This is a genomic window from Nonomuraea sp. NPDC049625 (genome assembly GCF_040675285.1).
Lineage (GTDB): Bacteria > Actinomycetota > Actinomycetes > Streptosporangiales > Streptosporangiaceae > Nonomuraea > Nonomuraea angiospora_A.
In genome coordinates this window covers 15,072-36,609 of the sequence record NZ_JBFAOQ010000019.1, presented here as the reverse complement: position 1 = coordinate 36,609, position 21,538 = coordinate 15,072, and the positions used below count along the sequence as shown (strand labels likewise).

At 70.6% G+C, this 21,538-nt stretch carries 20 protein-coding genes and 2 tRNA genes; 8 read left to right on the top strand and 14 right to left on the bottom strand.

The window, feature by feature from the left end; genetic code table 11:
• Positions 1 to 2 precede the first annotated feature (2 nt).
• From AB0J87_RS52250 to pepN, 7 genes are all read right to left on the bottom strand, one after another.
• Positions 3 to 2,243, bottom strand: coding sequence for a TIM-barrel domain-containing protein (locus AB0J87_RS52250; RefSeq protein WP_363980677.1), 2,241 nt, complete (start codon positions 2,241 to 2,243; stop codon positions 3 to 5).
• Positions 2,240 to 3,382, bottom strand: a complete 1,143-nt coding sequence (locus AB0J87_RS52245) for a glycoside hydrolase family 15 protein (protein WP_363980674.1) — start codon at positions 3,380 to 3,382, stop codon at positions 2,240 to 2,242. The genes AB0J87_RS52250 and AB0J87_RS52245 overlap by 4 nt, the downstream gene beginning before the upstream one ends.
• Positions 3,383 to 3,400: 18 nt before the next feature.
• Entirely contained in the window at positions 3,401 to 4,657 is a 1,257-nt protein-coding gene (locus tag AB0J87_RS52240; RefSeq protein WP_363980671.1) for a sugar ABC transporter substrate-binding protein, read from the bottom strand.
• Between the two features lie 12 nt (positions 4,658 to 4,669).
• Positions 4,670 to 5,428, bottom strand: a complete 759-nt coding sequence (locus AB0J87_RS52235) for a carbohydrate ABC transporter permease (RefSeq protein WP_363980668.1) — start codon at positions 5,426 to 5,428, stop codon at positions 4,670 to 4,672.
• A 103-nt stretch (positions 5,429 to 5,531) separates the two neighbouring features.
• Positions 5,532 to 6,428: a sugar ABC transporter permease gene (locus AB0J87_RS52230; RefSeq protein WP_363980665.1), complete on the bottom strand. Its 897-nt coding sequence runs from the start codon at positions 6,426 to 6,428 to the stop codon at positions 5,532 to 5,534.
• The gene (locus AB0J87_RS52225; protein WP_363980662.1) at positions 6,425 to 7,624 is read right to left on the bottom strand and encodes an ROK family transcriptional regulator; all 1,200 of its coding nucleotides are present in this window, start codon (positions 7,622 to 7,624) and stop codon (positions 6,425 to 6,427) included. The genes AB0J87_RS52230 and AB0J87_RS52225 overlap by 4 nt, the downstream gene beginning before the upstream one ends.
• Before the next feature lie 127 nt (positions 7,625 to 7,751).
• Positions 7,752 to 10,316 (bottom strand): aminopeptidase N, encoded by a 2,565-nt coding sequence (gene pepN / locus AB0J87_RS52220; RefSeq protein WP_363980659.1) that lies wholly within the window; start codon positions 10,314 to 10,316, stop codon positions 7,752 to 7,754.
• A 210-nt stretch (positions 10,317 to 10,526) separates the two neighbouring features.
• Here pepN and AB0J87_RS52215 point away from each other — a divergent pair, with 210 nt between their 5' ends.
• The gene (locus AB0J87_RS52215; protein ID WP_363980656.1) at positions 10,527 to 11,027 is read left to right on the top strand and encodes a disulfide bond formation protein DsbA; all 501 of its coding nucleotides are present in this window, start codon (positions 10,527 to 10,529) and stop codon (positions 11,025 to 11,027) included.
• 127 nt (positions 11,028 to 11,154) lie between these two features.
• Positions 11,155 to 12,558 carry an aldehyde dehydrogenase family protein gene (locus AB0J87_RS52210; protein WP_363980653.1) on the top strand — a complete coding sequence of 468 codons (1,404 nt, stop codon included), beginning with the start codon at positions 11,155 to 11,157 and terminating at the stop codon, positions 12,556 to 12,558.
• A 350-nt stretch (positions 12,559 to 12,908) separates the two neighbouring features.
• On the opposite strand, the gene AB0J87_RS52205 is transcribed toward AB0J87_RS52210, so the two are convergent.
• Together AB0J87_RS52205 and def are read right to left on the bottom strand one after the other, a co-directional pair.
• Complete coding sequence (locus AB0J87_RS52205; protein WP_363980650.1) at positions 12,909 to 13,640, bottom strand: SDR family oxidoreductase; 732 nt, start codon at positions 13,638 to 13,640, stop codon at positions 12,909 to 12,911.
• A gap of 9 nt (positions 13,641 to 13,649) precedes the next feature.
• Positions 13,650 to 14,135 (bottom strand): peptide deformylase, encoded by a 486-nt coding sequence (gene def, locus AB0J87_RS52200; protein ID WP_363980647.1) that lies wholly within the window; start codon positions 14,133 to 14,135, stop codon positions 13,650 to 13,652.
• A 91-nt stretch (positions 14,136 to 14,226) separates the two neighbouring features.
• Between def and AB0J87_RS52195 the strand changes: the two genes are divergently transcribed.
• Positions 14,227 to 14,694 carry a ribose-5-phosphate isomerase gene (locus tag AB0J87_RS52195; protein ID WP_363980644.1) on the top strand — a complete coding sequence of 156 codons (468 nt, stop codon included), beginning with the start codon at positions 14,227 to 14,229 and terminating at the stop codon, positions 14,692 to 14,694.
• Here the strand turns inward: AB0J87_RS52195 and AB0J87_RS52190 are convergent.
• On the bottom strand, positions 14,691 to 14,837 hold the full coding sequence (locus AB0J87_RS52190) for a hypothetical protein (protein ID WP_350731502.1): 147 nt from the start codon (positions 14,835 to 14,837) through the stop codon (positions 14,691 to 14,693). The two genes, AB0J87_RS52195 and AB0J87_RS52190, sit on opposite strands and share 4 nt — an antisense overlap.
• Positions 14,838 to 14,861: 24 nt before the next feature.
• Complete coding sequence (locus tag AB0J87_RS52185; protein WP_363980641.1) at positions 14,862 to 16,091, bottom strand: GNAT family N-acetyltransferase; 1,230 nt, start codon at positions 16,089 to 16,091, stop codon at positions 14,862 to 14,864.
• A gap of 118 nt (positions 16,092 to 16,209) precedes the next feature.
• On the opposite strand from AB0J87_RS52185, the gene AB0J87_RS52180 reads away from it, so the two are divergent.
• Entirely contained in the window at positions 16,210 to 17,325 is a 1,116-nt protein-coding gene (locus AB0J87_RS52180) for a PP2C family protein-serine/threonine phosphatase (RefSeq protein WP_363980638.1), read from the top strand.
• A gap of 117 nt (positions 17,326 to 17,442) precedes the next feature.
• Here AB0J87_RS52180 and AB0J87_RS52175 read toward each other — a convergent pair whose 3' ends face one another.
• Entirely contained in the window at positions 17,443 to 18,039 is a 597-nt protein-coding gene (locus AB0J87_RS52175; protein ID WP_350731497.1) for a response regulator transcription factor, read from the bottom strand.
• Between the two features lie 156 nt (positions 18,040 to 18,195).
• On the opposite strand from AB0J87_RS52175, the gene AB0J87_RS52170 reads away from it, so the two are divergent.
• Together AB0J87_RS52170 and AB0J87_RS52165 are read left to right on the top strand one after the other, a co-directional pair.
• Positions 18,196 to 19,500, top strand: coding sequence for a site-2 protease family protein (locus tag AB0J87_RS52170; RefSeq protein WP_363980634.1), 1,305 nt, complete (start codon positions 18,196 to 18,198; stop codon positions 19,498 to 19,500).
• Between the two features lie 10 nt (positions 19,501 to 19,510).
• Positions 19,511 to 19,861 carry an MmcQ/YjbR family DNA-binding protein gene (locus tag AB0J87_RS52165; protein WP_363980631.1) on the top strand — a complete coding sequence of 117 codons (351 nt, stop codon included), beginning with the start codon at positions 19,511 to 19,513 and terminating at the stop codon, positions 19,859 to 19,861.
• A gap of 509 nt (positions 19,862 to 20,370) precedes the next feature.
• On the opposite strand, the gene AB0J87_RS52160 is transcribed toward AB0J87_RS52165, so the two are convergent.
• Positions 20,371 to 20,447, bottom strand: a tRNA-Pro gene (locus AB0J87_RS52160).
• An 89-nt stretch (positions 20,448 to 20,536) separates the two neighbouring features.
• Here AB0J87_RS52160 and AB0J87_RS52155 point away from each other — a divergent pair.
• A tRNA-Gly gene (locus AB0J87_RS52155) sits at positions 20,537 to 20,610 on the top strand.
• A 53-nt stretch (positions 20,611 to 20,663) separates the two neighbouring features.
• Here the strand turns inward: AB0J87_RS52155 and AB0J87_RS52150 are convergent.
• Positions 20,664 to 20,993, bottom strand: coding sequence for a hypothetical protein (locus AB0J87_RS52150; protein ID WP_363980628.1), 330 nt, complete (start codon positions 20,991 to 20,993; stop codon positions 20,664 to 20,666).
• Positions 20,994 to 21,011: 18 nt separating this feature from the next.
• Between AB0J87_RS52150 and AB0J87_RS52145 the strand changes: the two genes are divergently transcribed.
• The gene (locus tag AB0J87_RS52145) at positions 21,012 to 21,536 is read left to right on the top strand and encodes a hypothetical protein (protein WP_363980626.1); all 525 of its coding nucleotides are present in this window, start codon (positions 21,012 to 21,014) and stop codon (positions 21,534 to 21,536) included.
• Positions 21,537 to 21,538 lie beyond the last annotated feature (2 nt).

Below are 21,538 nucleotides of genomic sequence, written 5' to 3'. Positions count from 1 at the left end.
GGCTAACATCGTGTCCGGCGTGCTTTCGGCAAGTCGGTGAACACTCCCGCGAGGCGTGTCCAGTGCTCCTTCGCGCAGGTGAGGGGCGGGCGATCGAGGGCGGCGGGCAGTGTCACCTCCCGGCCGCCCGCCAGGTCGCGCCCGGTCCAGACGTCGATCCAGTCGCCGTCCGGAAGGTAGACCGAAATTTCCGAAATGCCGGGTTCGGTCACCGGGGCCACGAGGAGCGCGTCCCCGAGCTTGTACTGCAGGGGGTGGCGCCAGACCCGCGGGTCGCGCGGGTGGTCGAAGAACAGGCCGCGCATGAGCGGCGCGCCGCCGCCGACCGCCGTACGAGCCTGCTCCACCAGGTACGGCACCAGCCGCTCGCGCAGCTCGGCCAGCCGCCGGAACACCGGGATCACCCGCTCGTCCCCGGTCCGGGCGGCGACGTTCCACGGCGTGCGATCCCTGAGGGGCGCGCGGTGGTGGTTGAACTCCGAGTGGTACTGCATGATCGGCATGAACGCCGCCGCCCCCGCCGCTCGCAGGTACAGCTCCGCCTCCGGCACCTCGCCGGAGAAGCCGGCCAGGTCCCAGCCCCAGTAGACGATCCCGCAGGCGGAGGCCGTGATCCCGGCCCTGATCGAGGACCTGAACGCCTCCCACGTGGAGTCCTCGTCCCCGGCCCAGAACGCGCCGTGCGGCTGCGACCCGGCGAACCCGGCCCGGCTGAACGTCACCGGCGCCTTGCCGCACGACCGCAGCAGGTCGCCGAAGGCACGCGCGTAGTGGACGGGGAACAGACCGTTGCCCGCCGCGCCGTCGCGCCCGTCGGCGTAGCGCAGGTCGTGGCCCCAGGCGTGCTCGCCGCCGTCCGTCTTGAAGCCGTCGACGCCCACCTCCTCGACCAGGTAGCGGCGCTTGGCCGTCCACCAGTCGCGTACCTCCTGGGAGGACAGGTCGGGCATGAGCGCGAGCGGGAACCACCAGCCCCGGTTGCGGTAGGGGCGGCCGTCGGGCTCGCGCACGCCGTACCCGCGCTCGACGAGCTGGCCGGCGTCCACGGCGGCCTGGTGCCGCGGGTGGGGGCGCGTCTTCTGCAGCGGGATCTGCCAGAGCAGCACCTTGATGTCCCTGCGGTGCAGCTCGTCCACCATGCCCTTGGGGTCGGGCCAGGGCCCGTCGGGCGGGAAGGTGTAGTCGGCCAGGCGGTGCGGCTCCTGGGAGGGCTCGTACTCGGCCCCCCTGAACGCCGTGAACGTGCTCTCGTCGCTCCACGCCTCGATGACCAGCGCGCCGACGGGGATGCCGTGCTCGCGGTGGCGGTCCATCTCGGCCAGCACCCGCTCCTGCGTGTTCCACTCGTTGCCGCTGGCCCACAGCCGGAACACCCACGGCGGCAGCTCCGTGGGCCGCCCGACGTCGTCGAGGAAGCCGCGCAGGACGTCGGCGGGCGCGGCGCCGTCGTGGAAGCGCACGCCCAGCTCGCCGTCCCGGCCCACCTCGGCCTCCACCCGCACCCGGCCGGGCGTCGAGGCTCCCACGTCGTACCAGGTGCGCCGCGAGGTCCGCACGTGCCAGCCCCAGCTCGCGGGCCCGCCCACGACCATCGCGAACGGCATCGGCAGGTAGGTGCGGCCGTGCCGCCCCTGCGCCTTGTACTGCTCGAAGACGACCGCGTCGAGCTCGCGTCCGCGCTGGTCCACGGCGTCGAACCGCTCGCCGAACCCCACGACGTGCTCCTCCGGCCCCAGCTCCAGCTCGAAGCGCACCCGCAGCGGCCCGTCGCCGTCCGACAGCCACCGCACGCTCCCCGGGACGATCCGGTCGGCGCCGGTGACGTCGAGCTTCCCGCCGTCGTCCGACCAGCTCGCCGCCGACACCTCGAACCACCTGCCGGTACGGGTCCCGCCGCCGGCGGCCGTGGCGCGGAAGCGGTAGGCGTAGCGGTGCCCGGCCCGTAGCGCGGGCGTCCGCACGGCCCACGACCCGGCGGCGGCCCGCGTGGCCCTGGCCTGGGCGGCGGCGAGATGGCCGCCGTCCACGCCCGCGCCGGCCCGCGTACCGCCGTCGCTCCTGGTCAGAGGGAGCTCGATCGGCGGCGCGCCGTCGGCGGCCCACTCGCACACCACGGCGGTCACGTTCGCCGAGGCCCGCACCCGCAGCTCCACCGGCTCCCCGTCCACGGGTCTGGCCGGGACGCGCTGGTCCTCGGTCTCGGTGTACGGGTGCCCGGAGCCGTGCGGCCGATGCCGGATCATGCGTGTACTCCCAACTCGTCGGCGAGGATCAGGTACATGCCGTGCGACCACAGCAGCGGTGTGGCCACGGGCCCCCAGCGGTCGAGCCACTCCTGCCGCCGCCCGGGCGCCAGCAGCAGGTCGGACACCTGCTCGGGCAGGTCACCGCCGGGGGTGGCCTGGGCGGCCATCCAGTCCAGGTAGCGCCGGGCCTCGGCGGGGCGTCCCGCCCGGGCATGGTTCCAGCCGAGGAAACCGGCCAGCAGCACCCACCGGCCCCCGCCGTAGAAGGTGTCGGCGAGGTAGCGGTACACCCCGCCGTCCCTGGCGAGCACGCGTTCCACCTCGGCAACTGTGGCCGCCCCGACGGGGTGCGCGGCCGAGTAGAGGCCGAACGGCTCCACGCACGCGAGCAGGCTCGCGTCCACGGCGTCGCCGCCGAGCCACTTCCGCAGCCGCGGCGGGCCGGACCCGTCCCGTGTGGGGCCGTCGCGCTCCACCGGCACCGCGACGGACCCGTCCCGGATGAGACCGTCGAGCTCCACCAGCGCCGCGATGCCCTCGACCGCCTCGGCGGCCGACGCCTGCTCCGCCGCGCTCAGCACGCCGAGCGCGGCGGCGGCCCGCAGGCCCGCGTGGATCGAGCCGAGCGTGGCCACGTGCCGCTGCTCGACGTGCTCCTCCCACCAGTCGTAGCAGGGCAGGTGCCAGAACGCCGTCAGGTACCGGACGGTCGCCCTGACCCCCTTCTCGACCCCGGGGACCGCCCTGCCGTGCCGCGCGGAGTGCTCGCGCAGCGCCCAGAGCCACGTCCCGTACCCGTCGAGCTGGAAGTCCCACCAGTCGTCGTCCCCGTCCACCCCGTCGAGGGTGAAGCGGGTCGGCAACATCTCCGCGACCGGTACGGCCTCGCCCCGGGCGGCCCGCGAGACCAGCGCGTCCACCTGGCCCGCCCGGTCGCCGACCGTACGGGCGCACCAGGCGTGGAAGGCGTCCGCCCCGGCCACGTCGCCGTGCCTGCTCACCCCCTCGGCGATGAAGGCCCCGTCCCGCAGCCACGAGTAGCCGCGGTAGGCGGAGAAGGTGGGCGAGGCCGGATAGGCCCCGGTGGGGGACTGCAACCTCTTGATCACGTCGAGGCTGTGCGCGACGAGGGACAACGAGAACTCTCCTAATGATCAGCCGAGCAGGGCGTTCACGTCGGCGGCGGCGGCCTTGAGCGCGTCCGCCACCGGCTTGCGCCCGGCCGCGGCCTCACCGAGCTGCTTGGTCACCGCGTCCTGCATCTCCTGCTGCCGCTTGATGACCGGCGGCAGCGCGATGGACTTGAGCGAGTCGAACACGGCCTGCCGGTTGGCCGGCTTCGGGTCCTTGAGGTAGCCGGCGAGCACCTGCTGGTCGGCGACCGGCGGCAGCTCCCAGGAGGACTCGACGCGCGTGGTGGCCGCGGTGTCCGACGAGGACAGGAAGCGGGCCCACGCCCACGCCTCCTTGGCGTGCTTCGTGGTGGCGGAGGCGGCGACCGCGTTGTGGAAGACCGCGCTGGCCTTGGCGGCGTCACCGGGCTCGACGACCACGTCCCACGCGAACGGCACGTCCTTCAGCCCCGCGAACTGCCAGATGCCGTTGTGCCACATGGCGAGCTTGCCGGACTTGAAGAGGTTCGTGTCGTAGTCGGCGGTGCCGCCGATCTCCGCCTCGGTCGGCATGGTCTTCCCCACCTTGGAGACCAGCCACTGCGCCGCCTTGACGCCCTGCGGGCTGTCGAAGGCCGCCTTCCTCCCGTCGGCCGACAGGAACTCGCCGCCCGCCTGCTTGAGCGTCTTGTAGAACTCGAAGAACTGCACCGGCTGGAAGTCGCCGTACACGCCCTTCTTCCGGTCCGTCAGCTTCGCGGCCGCGGCCTGCTCGTCGGCCCACGTCCAGTCCGCCGTCGGCGGGGCGACCCCGGCCTTCTCGAACAGGTCCTTGTTGTAGAAGAGCACGACCGTCGAGAACGACGCGGGCAGGGCGTACTGCTTGCCGTCGCGCTTGAACGCGTTGAGCGACTCCTGCGCGTAGACCGAGGTGTCGCCGTCGCCCGCCACGCCGCCGAGGTCGAGCAGGGAGCCGGCACTGGCGTAGGTGACGAAGTTCTCGTAGTTGAGCTCGAAGGTGTCCGGCGCGGTGCCGCCCGCGATGCTGGTCTGGAGCTTGGTGAAGTACTGGTCGAAGGGCGCGGTCTCGACGACCACGTCCACCTTCGGGTTCTCCTTCTCGAAGGCCTTCTCGATCTTGTCCAGGTCTTTGACGTGGTCGGGGGCCGCCGAGAAGGTGAAGTACCGCAGGGTCACCCTGCCGTCCGCGCCGGTCGTGGCCTTCGTGGCCGAGCCCTGGGAGCAGGCGGAGGCGAGCAGCGCCGTGGCCGCCGCGACGATGAGGAAATGTCTGGACATGGGGGGATTCCTTTACTTGAGCCCGCTCTGCGCGACGCTGGCGATGACGTGCTTCTGCGCGAAGACGTAGAGGATGAGGATCGGTACGACGCTGACCACCGAGCCCGCCATGACCACGTCCCACTCGGTGGTGAACTGGCCGTGCAGCGTGGCCAGGCCCAGGGGGAGGGTCATGAACTCGGGCGACTTGATGATGATCAGCGGCCAGAGGTAGCTGTTCCAGCTGGCCATGAAGCCGAAGATGGCGAACGTGGCCAGCGCCGGGCGGATCAGCGGCAGCACCACGTACAGAAAGATCTTGAAATGTCCGGCCCCGTCCAGCACCGCCGCCTCGTCGAACTCCCGCGGCACCTGGTTGACCGCCTGCCGCAGCAGGAACACCCCGAACGCCGAGGCGATCGTCGGCGCGAGCAGCGCGAAATACGTGTCGACCAGGTTGAACGTGCGCATCTCGATGAACAGCGGCACGACCAGCACCGGCAGCGGCATCATCAGCGTCGCGAGATAGACCGCGAACAGCGCGCCCCTGCCCGGGAACGGCAGCCGGGCGAACGCGTAGGCCGCCATCGCGCTCGTGACGAGCTGCAGCGCGGTGGAGGCGGCGCCGATCCAGGCGCTGTTGAGCACGATGCGCCAGAACGGCAACGTCTCCAGCAGCTTGCCGTACGCGTCGAGGCTCGCGCCCTCGGGCGTGAAGTCGGGCGGCACGGCCAGCACCGCGTCACCGGGCGTGACGGAGGTGATCACCGCCCACGCGAACGGGAACAACATCGCCAGCGCACCCAGCCCGACCAGCAGGTAGCGTGCTATCTGGCCGAGCTCCGCTCGGCGGACTCGGATGGATGTCCTCGCTTCGCTGCGGATCCATCCTCGGCTACCCATAGGTCACCCACCGCTTCTGACCTCGGATCTGCACGACGGTCACCAGCAGCATCACGGCGAACAGCAGCCAGGACAGCGCCGAGGCCGCACCCGCCCTGCCGTACCTGAAGGTCAGGTCGTAGATCTGCGACACCACCACCTGCGTCGCGCCCCCGGGACCCCCGCCGGTCATGATCTTGACCTGGTCGAAGACCTGGAAGCCGTTGATCAGCGAGATCACGACCACGAAGAACGTCGAAGGCGACAGCAGCGGCAGCGTGATGTGCCGGAACCTGCGCCAGGCCGACGCGCCGTCCACCATGGCGGCCTCCTGGTACTCGCGGGGGATCGCCTGCAGCCCGGCCAGCAGGATGATCATCACGAAGCCCAGGTCCTTCCAGGCCGAGGCCAGGATGATCGACGGCATCGCCCAGTCCGGGTCGGTCCACCAGCCGGGGCCGCTGATCCCGAGCAGGCCGAGCGCCCAGTTCACGACGCCGCCGGCGGGGTTGAGCAGCCACTTCCACATCAGCGCGACGACCACCCAGCTCGTGATCACCGGCAGGAAGTAGATGCCGCGCAGCAGGCTCCGGCCCCGCATCGCCCGGTTCAGCAGCACGGCCAGGCCCAGCCCGCCGACGTAGACGAGCGGCAGATAGCCGGCGATGAAGGAGAGCGTGTGCAGGAAGGCCGCCCGGGTCTCGGGGTCGCCGATCAGCTCGGCGTAGTTGTCCAGGCCGACCCAGCGCATGTCCGTGATGAGGTCCCACTCGTGCAGGCTCGTCCATAACGAGCCCAGCATCGGGATGAGCGTGTAGAGGGTCAGGGGGACGAGGCTGGGGAGCAGGAACACGGCGACGGTGACCCCGTACCGCCAGCCCTTCCTGGGCGGGCCCTGGATGGGGGTCACGGCGTCGCCCCGATCAGGCGGGCCCGCACCAGGCGGCCCTGCTCGCCCGCCGCCCCCGCCGCGTCGAACGGGGTGGCCAGCACCAGGGCCGCCGCGCCCTGGGCCCAGCTCGTGTCGTCCCAGCTCTCCACCTCGACGGAGATGTCGCGCCGGCCCGGGTAGAGCTGCGCCCTGAGCGCCGCGTCGAAGCTCGCCCGCCAGAGCGGCCAGTCGGCCGTCCCTTCGCCGAGCACCACCACGACCTCGGGGTCGACGACGTTGATGAGCCCGGCGGTGGCCCGCCCCAGGATGGCCCCGGCCTCGGCGAACACCTCCCGCGCCCCCGAGTCGCCCCCGGCGGCGGCCCGGCCGAGCGCCGGCAGATCGAGGTGGACGTTCTTGGCCCGGGCCGCGGCGAGCAGGCCGGCGGCGCCGACGTACGCCTCCAGGCAGCCCCGGGCCCCGCATCCGCACACCGGCCCGCCGGGGTCCACCGGCAGGTGGCCGAACTCGCCCGCGCCGCCGCGCGCCCCCCGGTACACCCGCCCGTCCGCCACGATCGCCGCGCCCACGCCGCGCCCGATCGTCACCACGAGGAAGTCCCGGTGCGTACGCCCCCGCCCGTACAGCCGCTCGGCCGCCGCCAGCGCGTTCACGTCGTTCTCCACCAGCACCGGCAGTTCGAGCCGGCGCCGCAGCCAGTCGCCCACCGCCATGGCCCGCCACCCGAGCGTGGGGGCGTTCACCGTCCCGGCCGCCTGGTCGTCCACGCTGCCCGGCACCCCGACCCCGATCCCGAGCAGCGGCGGCGTCCGCTCATCGGCCGAGCTCTCCGCCACCACGGACGAGATCGCCCCCGCCAGCGAGTCGAGCGCGTCGGGCGCGGACGGGTCGAAGGGCCGCTCCCACGAGCCCAGCACCTCCCCGTCGAGCCGCACGTCGACGAGCACCAGGTGCTCGGCTGTCACCTTGACGCCCAGCGCCCGCCCCGCGCTCCCGACCAGCCCCAGCCGCACGGCGGGCCGCCCGCCGCGCGACGGCGTCAGGTCGAGCTCCTCGAGCATCCCGTGCCCCATGAGCTCCCGCGTGAGCTGCGTGACGGTGGCCGGGCTGAGGTCGAGCCGGCGCGCGATCTCGCTGCGGCTGAGCGGCCCGACCGTGCCCAGCAGGGCGAGGATCGCCGTCCGGGTGAGGTCTCCGCGATCGGTGCTTACCATGCGATGAGGGACTTTCTTCAGAAGTAAAGTTAGTCCCGAAATATCCCCCTTGGTTCGCGTGCCTGTCAACCCCCGGAAACGCGAAAGGACCCCCGCCGGTGGCAGGGGTCCTCCGTGAAACGGCGCGTCAGGCGGACGCGGCGTCCTTCTCCCGGTTGCGCAGCGCCCGGCTGACGCCGTCGGCGCCCTCCAGGATCAGCCGCCGCAGCGCCTGCGGCGGCTGCTCGGCCTCCAGGTAGTCCTGCGCGGCCCGCACCGTCTCCGGCTCGATGAGCAGGGCGGGGAAACACCCCACCGCGAACGTCGACGCCTGGTCGAACGTCCACTCCCGGTAGATCCGTCCCACCTCGGCGAAGTACTTCTCCCGGTACGGCTTCAGCAGCTCGGTGTGGTGCGGCTCCTGGAACCCGGAGATCGTCGTACGGGCGATGTGGTTGGCCAGCTTGCCGCCCACGACCCGCTCCCAGGCGGCGGCCTTGGCCTCGGCCGTCGGGATCGCGGCCCGGCACTGCGCCGCCGACCGCTCACCCGTGGCAGTAGGGTCCCGCTCGAGCTCGGCGTCGATGTCGGCCTCGCCCAGCCGGCCGCCGGCGACCAGCGCGTGCACGAGCGACCAGCGCAGGTCGGCGTCCACGCTCAGGCCCTCGGGCACCTCGGAGCCGTCGAGGATGCGCTGCAGCAGGTCGAGGTCCGCGTCGGAGGTGGCCACCGGCGCGAACGCCTGCAGGAACGCGAGCTGGTGGTCGGAGCCCCCCGCGGCCTGGCCGAGCTGCTTGCGCAGCTCCGCGGCCAGCAGCGCCAGGCCCTCGGCCTGCCAGGCCGGGTCGGCGTACTGCTGGACGGCCATGCGCGCCTGGCGAAGCACCGCCTGCAGGACAGTGATGTCCTTGAGCGTCCCGGCGCCGGAGACGACCAGCCTGACGTAGTCACGCGTGGCCATCTCGCCATCACGGGTCATGTCCCAGGCCGCCGACCAGCACAGGGCGCGCGGCAGCGACTCGGTGAACGCCGCGATGCCGCCGTCGACCAGCGTCCGCATCGAGCGGTCGTCGAGGCGGATCTTGGCGTAGGTGAGGTCGTCGTCGTTGAGCAGCACCAGGTCCGGCTGCTCCTCGCCGACCAGCTGGGCCACGCTCGTACGGGGGCCGACCACGTCCAGCTCGACCCGCTTGGTCCGCTTCAGCTCGCCGCCCACCAGCGAGTAGAGGCCGACCGCGACCCGGTGCGAACGCAGCGTCGGGTGCTCCGCGGGCGCCTCCTGCAGCACCTCGAAGCTGGTGAACCGCCCGTCGGACACCTCGAACTCCGGGCGCAGCGTGTTGACCCAGGACGTCTCCAGCCACTCCTTCGACCAGGACGAAAGGTCACGGCCCGAGGTCCGCTCCAGGGCGTTGAGCAGGTCCTTCAGCTCGGTGTTGCCCCAGGCGTGCTCGGCGAAGTAGTCGCGTACGCCGGCCAGGAAGTTGTCCAGGCCGACGTAGGCCACGAGCTGCTTGAGCACCGAGGCGCCCTTGGCGTACGTGATGCCGTCGAAGTTGACCTCGACCGCCTGCATGTCCGGGATGTCCGCGGCGATGGGGTGGGTCGAGGGGAGCTGGTCCTGGCGGTAGGCCCAGGCCTTCTCCACGTTCGCGAACGTGGTCCACGCGCCCTTGCCCCACCTGGTGGCCTCGGCCTGGGCCAGGACGGACATGTAGGTGGCGAACGACTCGTTCAGCCACAGGTCGTCCCACCAGCGCATGGTGACCAGGTCGCCGAACCACATGTGCGCCATCTCGTGCAGGATCGTCTCGGCGCGCCGCTCGACCACCGCGTCGGTGACCCGGGAGCGGAAGACGTAGTCCTCCAGGAACGTCACGCAGCCCGCGTTCTCCATGGCGCCGGCGTTGAACTCGGGCACGAAGCACTGGTCGTACTTCCCGAACGGGTAGCGGACCCCGAACACCTTGTGGAAGAAGTCGAAGCCCTGCCGGGTGACCTCGAGGATGTTGTCGGCGTCGAGGTGCTCGGCCAGCGAGGCCCGGCAGTAGATCCCCAGCGGGATGCCGTCGTGCTCCGAGGTCACCTTGTGGTACGGGCCCGCCACCAGCGCGGTGATGTACGTCGAGATGACCGCCGTGGGCGGGAACTCCCACCGCCTGGCCGGGGCCACCGCCCCGTGCCTGCCGCCCTGCTCCGGCAGCTCCTCGACCGCCGAGGCGGCGGCGTTGGAGACGACCTCCCAGTCGGCCGGGGCCAGCACGGTGAGCTGGAAGGTGGCCTTGAGGTCGGGCTGGTCGAAACAGGCGTACATGCGGTGCGCGTCGGCCGTCTCGAACTGGCTGTGCAGGTAGACCTTCTTGTCCACCGGGTCGACGAAGCGGTGCAGGCCCTCGCCGGTGCGCATGTAGCTGCAGTCGGCGTCCACGCGCAGCTCGTTGGCCGCGGCCAGTGACGGGAGCGGGAAGCGGCCCTTCTCCTCGTCGTAGGCGGACACGTCGAGGTCCTCGCCGTTGAGCGTCACCTTGCGCACGTGGGCGCCGTGCAGGTCGATGAAGGTGGACGCGCCCGGCCGGGTGCTGGTGAAACGGACGGTGGTGACGCTCTCGAAGCGCTCCTCTCCCTCGGTCAGATCGAGTGCGACCTCGTACGACTCGACCTTCATCAACCGGGCGCGCTCACGAGCCTCGTCCCGGGTCAGATTGCCTGCCAAGTTGCGCTCCTTTTCACCACTTCATCGAACTTTGTCCGTATCGTGCCACGCTGGGAATAGGACCCGATCCACCTCAGGTTACGGGTCCACATGAGCGAAAAGATTCCCGTGGATCTGTGGTTCGATCCTGCCTGCCCCTTCGCATGGGTCACGTCACGATGGCTTCTCGAAGTTGAGAAGGTCCGTCCCATCGAGCCTCGCTGGCGCATCATGTCCCTCTACGTCCTCAACGTGGACAAGGACATCCCGGATGAGTACCGCAAGTCGACCGAGCGGGCCAGGGGCACTGTCCGGGTCGTCGCCGCCGCGGCCGCCAAGCACGGCGAGCAGATCCTCGGCCCGCTCTACACCGAGCTCGGCACCCGCCTGCACAACCAGGGCCTGGGCAGGGAGCCGGAGCGCCTGCGCGAGGTCATCGAGAGCGCGCTCGAGGCCACGGGGCTCGAGAAGGAGCTCATCGAGGCCGTCGACTCGGACGAATGGGACGAGGCCATCCGCACCTCCCACAACGAGGGCATCGACCTCGTCGGCCAGGAGGTCGGCACTCCGGTCATCCGGGTCGGCGCCAACGCCTTCTTCGGACCGGTGATCACCAAGATCATCAGGGGTGAGGACGCGGGCCGGCTCTGGGACGGCGTGCTCGCCGTCACGTCCTTCGAGGACTTCTTCGAGCTGAAGCGCAGCCGGACCAAGCGCCCCGAATTCGACTAACTCTCTCATTTTCCAGGGGTCAATCATCGTACGCTGACGGAAGAACGCTGCTTGCGGTGTAGAAGACTTATCCCCGCATCAGGGCAAGCCTCGTCACCGCCACCTGAGCTCCTGACAGGATGGTGCTATGCGTCAGCTGTACATTGGCGGCTCCTGGACCGCTTCTGCGTCGGACGAGTCAATCGACGTCGTCAACCCGGCCACGGAAGAGATCATCGACCGCGTGCCCGCGGGATCTCCCGACGACGTCGAGTCGGCCGCGGGCGCCGCTCGAAAGGCCTTCCCCGGCTGGTCGGAAACCACCGCCTCGGAGCGCGGCAAGCTGCTCGGCGACGCCGCCGAGTTGCTGAAGCAGCGCTCCGAGGAGATCGCCAAGACGATCGCCACCGACATGGGCGCGCCGCTGGGCTTCGCGCGCAGGGTGCAGACGCTCATGCCGGCGACCGTGCTGTCCTCCTACGCGCAGCTCGCCGAGACCCACCCCCGCGAGTCGCGCGTCGGCAACTCGATGGTGGTCAAGGAGCCCATCGGGGTGGTCGCCGCGATCACGCCGTGGAACTACCCGCTGCACCAGATCATCTGCAAGGTGGCCCCCGCGCTGGCCGCCGGCTGCACCGTGGTGCTCAAGCCGAGCGAGGTGGCGCCGCTGGCGGCGTACGCGCTGGCGGAGATCTTCGCCGAGGTGGGCCTGCCGCCGGGCGTGTTCAACCTGGTCAGCGGGCGCGGCCCGGTCGTCGGCGAGGCCATGGCCGCCCACCCCGAGGTGGACATGGTCTCCTTCACCGGCTCGACCGCCGCCGGGCGCAGGGTGGCCGCGCTCGCCGCCGAGTCCGTCAAGCGGGTCGCGCTCGAGCTCGGGGGCAAGTCGGCGAACATCATCCTCCCCGACGCCGATCTGGCGCTGGCCGTCAAGGTCGGCGTCGCCAACTGCTTCGTCAACGCCGGCCAGACCTGCTCGGCGTGGACCCGCATGATCGTCCACCGCGACCAGTACGACGAGGCCGTCCGCCTGGCCGTCGAGGCGGCGCGCGGCTACACCGTCGGCGATCCCTTCGACGACTCCACCAAGATCGGCCCGCTGGTCTCCGCCACCCAGCGCGACCGCGTGGTCCGCTACATCAACCGGGGCCAGGAGGAAGGCGCCCGGCTGGTGGCCGGCGGCACCGAGCGGCCCCTCGATCGCGGCTACTACGTGGAGCCCACCGTGTTCGCGGCGGTGGAGCCGGGGATGACGATCGAGCAGGAGGAGATCTTCGGGCCGGTGCTGTCGCTCATCCCGTACACGAGCGAGGACAAGGCAGTCGCGATCGCCAACGACACGAAGTACGGCCTGGCCGGAGCGGTCTGGGCGGCCACCGAGGACCGCGCGATCGCCGTCGCCCGGCGGCTGCGCACGGGGCAGGTGGCCATCAACGGCGGCCGCTTCAACCCGCTGGCGCCTTTCGGCGGCTACAAGCAGTCGGGGGTGGGGCGGGAGCTGGGGGAGCAGGGCCTGGAGGAATACCTCGAGACCAAGGCGATGCAACTGTAACGCCGTGCCGGCGGCTCCGTCGGCCCATCGGGTCGTGGGGCTGCCCGCGGCCCGACGAACGCCCCGGCGACCCTGCACGTCCGCCCGCCCGCCGCCCGGCCAACCACATCGCCGTGAAGGCGCGCTCCGAGAGCCGCGCCGCGCCCACCCGTGTCACGCCCGTGCCGCTGGCCCGTCCCGAGCCGTCCCGAGCCGTCCCGAGCCCGGCCCGGTGCGTGCCACGCCGCGCTTGGGTCGCCCTATTGAGGCCCCGCCCCCCGCCGCGCGCCGCGCCGGGTGTGGCATCCATGAGGGGCGCCGCCCCCCGGGTTGCGTGGGTGAGGGGCGGCGCCGACGGGGAGAGAGGTGGGTCAGATGAGCAGGCCGCCCGTGGCGTTGAGGTTCTGGCCGGTGATCCAGCGCGAGTCGGGCCCCGCCAGGAAGGCGACCACGGAGGCGATGTCGCCGGGCTGCCCGATCCGTCGCAGCGCCGTCATCGCCGCCGTCTGCTCCAGCGCCTCCGGCGGGTTGGCGCCCCGCAGCATGTCCGTGTCGGTGGCGCCGGACGAGACCACGTTGACGGTGATCCCGCGCCCGCCCAGCTCCCGCGCCGCCACCTTGGCGAACTGCTCGACGGCCCCCTTACTGCCGCAGTAGAGCGTCAGAGCGGGAGCGGGCACCTGCGTGTTGAGCGTGGAGATGTTGATGATGCGCCCGCCGTCGCGCATCACCCGCGCGGCCCACTGCATGGCCAGGTAGACCGACCGGGTGTTGACCGCGAACACCCGCTCGTACTCCTCGTCCGTGATCTCCGCCATGGGCTTCTGCCCGAGCACGGCGGCGGCGTTGTTGACCAGGATGTCGAGCCCGGGCAGCCGCGACCCGGCCTCGTCGAACAGCCGTGCCAGATCCTCCTTGCTGCCCAGATCGGCCTGTACGGCGTGCGCGCCCGTCTCCTTGGCGACCTGTTCCGCGGCCTCGGTCGAGCGCTCGTAGCAGAAGACGACCTCTGCCCCGTCGGCGGTCAGCCGCTCCACGATGGCCTTGCCGATTCCCCTGGATCCTCCTGTGACCAACGCGCCTTTCCCGGAAAGTATGCTCATGCGCCCAACCTATGCTCGGAGCATGATCTTGCGGGCTTCGTTTCGCGGCAGGCGATCGACGTACAGCTTGCCGTCGAGGTGCTCGGTCTCGTGCTGGAAGCAGCGCGCGAGCGATCCGCGGGCCTTGATCCGTACCGGACGCTGGAGCCTGTCGATCCCCTCGACGGTCACGCCCGCGGCCCGCGCCACCGGGGCGTAGATCGGCAGCCCCGTCTGCCGGTCGGGCACGGACAGGCAGCCCTCCTCGTCCGTCACCTCCTCCGGGTCGTCGACGGTCAGCACCGGATTGAGCACGTGACCCTTGCGCCCGGCGATGTCGTACACGAACAGCCGGCGCGACACGCCGATCTGCGGGCCGGCCAGGCCCACGCCGTTGACCGCGTACATCGCCTGGAACATCTCGTCGATCAGCCGGCGCAGCTCGCGGTCGAAATCCGTCACGGGATCGGCGGGCGTGCGCAGGACCGGATCGCCGATGACACGGATCTCACGCATGGACATCTACTTTCGTAAGGACTGGACAACGGTAGAGGTCCTTACTCTAGCCAGCGAGGCTCATTCGCGGGGGCTGTGGAAGACTGGGCGGGTGCGTGTCTACATCGGTGCCGACCATGCCGGCTATGAGCTCAAGAACCACCTCGTGTCCTGGCTGAAAGACCACGGTCACGAGGTCACCGACTGCGGTCCCTTCGTCTACGACGCCGAGGACGACTATCCCGCGTTCGTGCTGCGCGCGGCCGAGGGCGTCGCGGGCGACCCCGGCAGCCTGGGGGTGGTCATCGGAGGCTCGGGCAACGGCGAGCAGATCGCCGCCAACAAAGTACGCGGCATCCGCGCCGCGCTGGCCTGGAGTGAGGAGACGGCCGGCCTGGCCCGCGAGCACAACAACGCCAACGTGGTCAGCATCGGCGCGCGCATGCACTCCACGGAGGACGCCACCAGGTTCGTGGAGGTCTTCCTGACCACGGTGTTCACCGGCAGCGAGCGCCACAGCAGGCGCATCGCGCAGCTGACCACGTACGAGACGATCGGTCAGCTGCCCTCGCTGCCCTAGCCCTTGCGCTTGACGTCGCGTTTGGGCATCTCGTCGCGCAGAGGCCGCCGGTCGGCGGCCTCCTGCTGCTCCTTCGACGGTTTCGACACGTCGCGGGCACGCATGGCGATGGTCGCGGTGATCTGCAGGCTCTGCAATGCCATGCCTTCGACCTTACGCCAGGCTCATCAGAAGATGAGGCCGCACCACGGTTTCGGGCTCCACGACATCGCGGTGGCCAGCGCGCGTACCGAGCCGCTTGAGTGCTCGCGCAGCAGGCCCGCCTCCAGCGACTCCACGAGCAGGCCGTCGCCCATGTAGGCCGAGCCGAGCGCGGCCACCGGCAGCGTCACGTCCGGCTCGTCCTCGACCGGCTTGCACTCGGCGCCGGTCGGGTCGGCGGTGAGCCGCCAGCGCCCGGCGTTCCACGGGCACACGTCGTCCTCGACCTCGATCACCACGTCCACCGGCGCCGAGTAGGCGCGCGAGGTCAGCGCCTTGTCGACCTCGACCACGCGTACCCACAGCTCGTCCGCCCAGGTCGCGCGGAGCTGGCGCTGGTCGGCGATCAGCGCGATCAGGGGGTCGTCCACCGGCCTGCCGCCCGCCTCGATCTTGGAGACGAGGTCGCGGTCGAGGATGTTGCGCCAGAGCAGGGCGTAGGCCGCCGGGTCGGTCGCCTCCAGCTCCTGCAGCTTCAGCCTCTTGTCCGGTACGCCGTTGGCGTCCCAGGACCCGTTGATCCGGAACAGCGCGTAGCCGCGCACGCCGTCGTCGTCCTCGGCGAGCACCGAGCGCAGCGGCCCGTCGCCGCGCTGGTCGAACTCCTCGTCGGCCAGCACCGCGTCCCAGGTGTGCGACTGGCGGTCATAGCGACCCGGGCGGCGGGTCGCGACGGAGGCGAACACCTGCTCCAGGTCGGCGCGGACGTCGGCGGGCGTGGCCACCCTGAGCCTGAGCGACGGGTCCACGGGGGCGTTCCCGACGAACGCGGAGCCGGCCTTGTTGATGCGGAACGACAGCTCGTGCGAGGCCCTGCCGTATCCGTACCGGCCGTAGATGGCCGCCTCGGAGGCAGAGAGCGCGGCGACGCTCTCGCCGCGCTCGCGGATGTCGGCCAGTTGCCTGCGCATCAGCGCGGACAGGATGCCGCGGCGGCGGTGCGAGGGGAGCACGCTGACGCTCGTCACGCCCGCGACGGGGAGCCGGCCGCCGGGGACGGTCATGGTGAGGCTCAGGACGGCGGCGGTGCCCACGATGACATCGCCGTCAAAGGCCGCCAGCGTGCGATCGAACTCGGTCTCCGCCTTGAACCGTTCCTGTTGCTGGGGGTGCGGAGTCCAGCCGAACGCTTCTTCGAGGACCGGGAAATAGACCGGCCACTCGGACTCGTCAATCGGACGGATCGGATACGTCATCTGTCCACGGTAGGAGCGGGCAAAGGGGGACGGCCACCCAATATACGTGCTTAATGATCAAGGCCTTGGTCAAGTGGGCTGCCCAAACACGGGTCAGACCGATACAGTCAGGCCCATCATGAGTACCCGTCCGGCGCCGCTGATCCCGCCACGGGTCCGCGCGGTCTTGGTGCGGGTGCCGTTTCTGGTGGCTGCCGTGCGGTTCGTCCGGCGTGGCCCGCTGGCCCGCGACCGCAACCTGCTCGTCGCGCTGACCACGCTCGCGCTCGTCATCGGGTTCCTGGCGGCGAAGGTTTCGACCGAATTCTTCTCGCCGTCGCTGCTCATCCTGGTCACCCTGATCGGCGGGCTCCAGCTCCGGCTGCGCAGCCTGGTCAAGCTGCTGGTGGGGGTCGGGGCCGCGCTCGGCTACATCGCGATCACGCTGGGCGTGGGCCGCGTCGGGCTGGGGCTCATGGTGACGATCGGGTTCACCACTGTGCTGGCCGTGCTGATGGCGCGCACCAGGGGCAAGCTGGGCGTCCAGGGGCTGCGCGGCGACGCGATGCTGCTGGAGCTGCGCGACCGGCTCAGGAGCCAGGGTGAGCTGCCCGCGCTGCCGAAAGACTGGGGCGGCAAGGTCGTGCTCAAGCAGGCGGGCGGGTCCTCGTTCGGCGGTGACTTCCTGGTCTCCATGCGCGACGGCAACTCCGTGGAGATCGCGCTGGTCGACGTGTCGGGCAAGGGGGTCGACGCGGGCACCAGGGCGCTGCTGCTGTCGGGCACGTTCGGCGGGCTGCTCGGCTCGGTCGAGGACTTCCTGCCCGCGTGCAACACCTACCTGCACCGGCAGCGGGGCGACGAGGGCTTCGTGACCGCGGTGCACGTACGCCTCGACCTCGAGACCGGCGACTACACGATCACCTCGGCCGGTCATCCGCCGGTGGTGAAGTTCGACGCGGGCACCGGAAACTGGCAGGTGGCCACGGCCAAGGGCGTGGTGCTCGGCGTCGTCCCCGACCTGCACTGCGAGCCCGACAGCGGCACCCTGCGCAAGGGTGACGCGCTGCTGCTCTACACCGACGGGCTGATCGAGCAGCCGGGCCGCGACATCGACGCCGGGCTCGACCGGCTGCTCGGGGAGGCGGAGCGGCTGCTGCCGTCCGGTTTCCGCGACGGCGCCAGAGCCCTGGTCAACGCCATGTCCTCGGGCCACAACGACGACTGCGCGCTGGTGCTGATCTGGCGGCCCTAGATCGGTGACGTTTCACACGGGGCGGTCGTGATCGTGCTCACTGGCGGCGTCCTCGCGCTGCTGAGATCCTCTAGGGGTTCGGGCCCGGGGGAGCGGCGCGGCTCCGCCGGACCCGTCTCAGATCCACCCGGAGTCGCTCGCGATGCGTACGGCGTCGAGACGGTTGCGGGCGCCCGTCTTGCACATGATCCGCGACAGATGGTTACGCACAGTGCCCACCGACAGGAAGAGCTGGTCGGCGATCTCCGTGGAACGCGCGCCGCCCGCGGCGATCCGCAGCACGTCGAGCTCCCGGCGGGTCAGCGGGTTCGTCGCGCATTGGAGCGCGGCCACGGCCAGCTCCGCCTCGATGGCCCGGCCGCCCTCCGCGACCTGGCGCACTCCCTCGGCGAGGCGCTCCGGCCCCACGCACAGGCTCATGAACCCCAGCGCGGGCCCCGCCAGAGCCTTGCGCACCTGCCCGGGGTTGGGGCGGGCCGACAGCATCAGCACCCCGCAGCGCGGCGCCAGCTCGGCGAGCTGGACGGCCACCGGCAGCCCCGGCAGGTCGAGGTCGACGACCGCCACGTCGGGCCCGTACGCCAGCGCCGCCCGCACCGCCGCCTCGGGACAGCCGACCTCGGCGACGACGCGCAGATCAGGCTCGGCCTCCAGGGTTGCGAGCAGTCCGCGGCGGACCAAGGGCAGGTGCTCGGCGATCAGAATCTGAATCAAGTCGACCCCCTCCGTCGTCACCCAGAGTGATTGTTTGATAGCGAACTGTCAATCCTCTCCAAATGGCATGCAAGCCGTGGAGCGGGGGTTGTTCGACTACCCTGGGGCTGTCGGACGGTTCGTCCACCCCTGTCGTCGGCTACGGAGCGCGCATAGATGAACTGGCTCTACATCGTGGGGATCATCCTCTTTCTCCTCGGGCTGATGTTCTCCATCGCGTTGCACGAGATAGGACATCTCGTGCCGGCCAAGATCTTTGGCGTCAAGGTGACCCAGTACATGGTCGGCTTCGGCTCGACCGCCTGGTCACGGCGCAAGGGCGAGACCGAGTACGGCATCAAGTGGATCCCGTTCGGCGGCTACATCCGCATGATCGGCATGCTGCCGCCGCGCCCCGGTGACGACCCGACCAAGCTCAGGAGCGCCTCGACGGGGCCGTTCCAGGGCCTCATCGACTCCGCCCGCGAAGCGGCGCAGGAGGAGGTGCGCCCCGGCGACGAGGACCGGGTCTTCTACCGGAAGAAGTGGTGGCAGAAGGTCATCATCATGTCCGGCGGTCCGGCGATGAACTTCGTGCTCGCGTTCGTCTTCTTCAGCGTCCTGCTGGTCGGCATCGGCCTGCCCACCTTGGCCCCGATCGTGTCGCCCGAGACCGACACATGCGTGATCCCGATCTCGGAGCACCGCAACACGTGCAAGCCCACCGACCAGTCCACCCCGGCCGCCCTGGCAGGCATGAAGGGCGGCGACCGCATGGTCTCCTTCGACGGCCAGAAGATCGGCTCGTGGGACGACGCCACCCGCCTGATCCGCTCTCATGGCGCCGGCCCGGTCGCGCTCGGCATCGTCCGCGACGGCAAGCCCATGACCCTCAACGTCACACTCATCGCCCAGGACCGGCCCAACCCGCAGGACCCGAAGAAGATCGACAAGAACGTCGGCTTCCTGGGTGTCCGGCCCACGGAGGTCATGCAGCAGCAGAGTATGGGCCAGGTGATCGGCTACATGGGCGGGCTGATGGGCCGGGTGGCGGGCTCGATCGTCAACCTGCCGCAGAAGATGGTCGGCGTCTGGCAGGCGGCCTTCTCTGGCGAGGCGCGCGACCCCGAGGGCCCGGTAGGCGTGGTCGGCGCGGGCCGCCTGGGCGGCGAGATCCTCGCCTCCGACCTGTCCAACACGAACAAGATCGCCTTCTTCGTCAACCTGCTGGCCGGGTTCAACCTGGCGATCGGCATGTTCAACCTCATCCCGCTGCTGCCGCTCGACGGCGGCCACATCGCGGGCGGGCTGTGGGAGGGCATCAAGCGGGCCTACGCCAAGGTCATGCGGCGGCCGGAGCCGGCCTACGTGGACATCGCCAAGGTGCTGCCGCTGACGTACGTGATCGCGTTCGCCATGATGATCATGGCCGGCCTGCTGGTCTACGCCGACCTGGTCAACCCGCTCACGCTGACCGGCTGACGCCCCCGCCATGGACGCCCTGGAACGGCTGCGCGCCCTCTGCCTCGCGCTGCCGGAGGTCACCGAACGGCCCAGCCACGGGGAGCCGACCTGGTTCGTCCGTGGGAAGAAGACGTTCGTGATGTTCGCCGACCACCACCACGACGACCGGCTCGCCTTCTGGTGCGCCGCGCCTCCCGGGACGCAGGGGGAGCTGGTGGCCGAGGACCCGGAGCGCTTCTTCCGCCCGCCGTACGTGGGGCACCGGGGGTGGCTGGGGGTCTACCTGGACGTGGAGGTGGACTGGACGGAGGTCGCGGAGATCGTCGCCGACGCCTACCGCCAGATCGCCCCGAAGTCGCTGATCGCCCACATGCCCTGACCGGCGTGAAACGCCGAAGGCCACCTCCGTGGTGGAGGTGGCCCACACCCGCTTTCCAAGCCTGTGGACCTTGGGTCACCGCTGGTCGTAGGGGTGGCGTACGAGGTGATCAGGCAGGAGGGCTGGTGCCGATGTGCCGGAGCCCTCGTTCAGCGTGGGATTACCCGTACCCCGACGAGTTGGCCGGGCACTGATCCACTTTGAGAGCCGTACCGTCATCGTGTCCGGCGCGGGTAGCTTCATGAGAGCGATCATGCCCGTACGTCTCGAAGCCGGGCTGACGGCGTCTGGCTGGCCTTCACCTCCGAGGAGGTTCGAGCGCGCTATGGCCGCCGGGCCGGCAAGGAGCCGCTGATCTACGGCCACTTGGCATCGCGTGCACCTGCCTGGTGCCCGCCTGCGGCTCTCGGCGGGAGTGTGTCCCGGGGCCGTGGAGCGGGTCTTCGGCACTTCGTGGGAGCGATAGTCAAGCAGAAGGCCCGCTCCACATCGGAGAGGGCCTTCTGAGCTGGTCGGGGCGACAGGATTTGAACCTGCGACTTCTTGCTCCCAAAGCAAGCGCGCTGCCAAGCTGCGCCACGCCCCGCTTAGCCGAGTGCGCATGCGCTCCGGGACTCCGGTACGCTTACGCCCTAACGACCGGATGAAGTCTAGACCAGAGTTCGACCGGTTCGCGCGGACGTAGCTCAATGGTAGAGCCCTAGTCTTCCAAACTAGCTACGCGGGTTCGATTCCCGTCGTCCGCTCCAAAGACGAAAGGCCAGGTCAGCCCCATGAGGCGACCTGGCCTTCGTGATCTGGACTACTTCTTCTTGATCTTCCGTGCCCGTTGTCTTTTCCCGTGCTCCTTCAGCGCCTTGCCGAGCGCCTGCGCGATGGCCTGGTCACGGTCCTGCGTCGCATGCTGGTAGATCAGCGCCGCTCGCGTGGAGGAGCGCCCCATACGGGTCATCAGTTCGCGGAGGCTCGGTCCGGGGATCTTCGAACTGCCGGCGTCCGTGCGAGACACCTTGGCCGACGTGGACGACGGCTGGATGTGCAGGTGAAGATCTGAAGCCGTCCCGCCCTTCGCGTCTGTGCCTATCCTTGGGGGATGGTGCCAGAAAGGATCTTCGGAGCTGCGACGCGGCACGACGGCGATCCTGATCGGGTGGCCGTGCTGCTTCCCGGAAGGGGATACGTGCCCGCCCGTCCCCTCCTCCACTTCGCCGGCGCGGTCCTCAGGCGGCACGGCTGGTCCGTGCGGGAGGTCTGGTGGCAGTCGCCGGCCACCCAGGACGCGGGGGAGTTGGCCGGCTGGGTCATGGAGCAGGCCCGGCAGGCCCTCGACGGTGAGCGGGCCGAGCGCCTGCTCCTGGTCGGCAAGTCGCTCGGCACGTTCGCCGCGCCGCTGGCCGCCGAGCGGGGGCTGCCCGCGATCTGGCTCACCCCGCTGCTCAGGCATGAGGCCGTCGTCGAGGCGCTGCGCCGCACCGGGGCGCCCACGCTGCTGGTGGGCGGGAGCGCCGACAAGCTCTGGGACGGGGAGGCCGCGCGTGGGCTGGGCCACCCGTACCTGGAGGTCCCCGGCGCCGATCACGGCTTGGAGGCCTTCGAGGACCCGGTCCGATCGGTCGAGATCCTCAGGGACGTGACCGCGGAGATGGACCGGTTCGTGGCGGGCCTGCGATCGTAGGC

Coding starts and splice junctions, on each gene's coding strand:
- AB0J87_RS52250 (WP_363980677.1), bottom strand. CDS start 2,243: ATGATCCGGCATCGGCCGCACGGCTCCGGGCACCCGTACACCGAGACC.
- AB0J87_RS52240 (WP_363980671.1), bottom strand. CDS start 4,657: ATGTCCAGACATTTCCTCATCGTCGCGGCGGCCACGGCGCTGCTCGCC.
- AB0J87_RS52235 (WP_363980668.1), bottom strand. CDS start 5,428: ATGTTGTTCCCGTTCGCGTGGGCGGTGATCACCTCCGTCACGCCCGGT.
- AB0J87_RS52225 (WP_363980662.1), bottom strand. CDS start 7,624: ATGGTAAGCACCGATCGCGGAGACCTCACCCGGACGGCGATCCTCGCC.
- AB0J87_RS52215 (WP_363980656.1), top strand. CDS start 10,527: ATGTCCCTCTACGTCCTCAACGTGGACAAGGACATCCCGGATGAGTAC.
- AB0J87_RS52210 (WP_363980653.1), top strand. CDS start 11,155: ATGCGTCAGCTGTACATTGGCGGCTCCTGGACCGCTTCTGCGTCGGAC.
- AB0J87_RS52205 (WP_363980650.1), bottom strand. CDS start 13,640: ATGAGCATACTTTCCGGGAAAGGCGCGTTGGTCACAGGAGGATCCAGG.
- def (WP_363980647.1), bottom strand. CDS start 14,135: ATGCGTGAGATCCGTGTCATCGGCGATCCGGTCCTGCGCACGCCCGCC.
- AB0J87_RS52190 (WP_350731502.1), bottom strand. CDS start 14,837: ATGGCATTGCAGAGCCTGCAGATCACCGCGACCATCGCCATGCGTGCC.
- AB0J87_RS52185 (WP_363980641.1), bottom strand. CDS start 16,091: ATGACGTATCCGATCCGTCCGATTGACGAGTCCGAGTGGCCGGTCTAT.
- AB0J87_RS52180 (WP_363980638.1), top strand. CDS start 16,210: ATGAGTACCCGTCCGGCGCCGCTGATCCCGCCACGGGTCCGCGCGGTC.
- AB0J87_RS52170 (WP_363980634.1), top strand. CDS start 18,196: ATGAACTGGCTCTACATCGTGGGGATCATCCTCTTTCTCCTCGGGCTG.
- AB0J87_RS52165 (WP_363980631.1), top strand. CDS start 19,511: ATGGACGCCCTGGAACGGCTGCGCGCCCTCTGCCTCGCGCTGCCGGAG.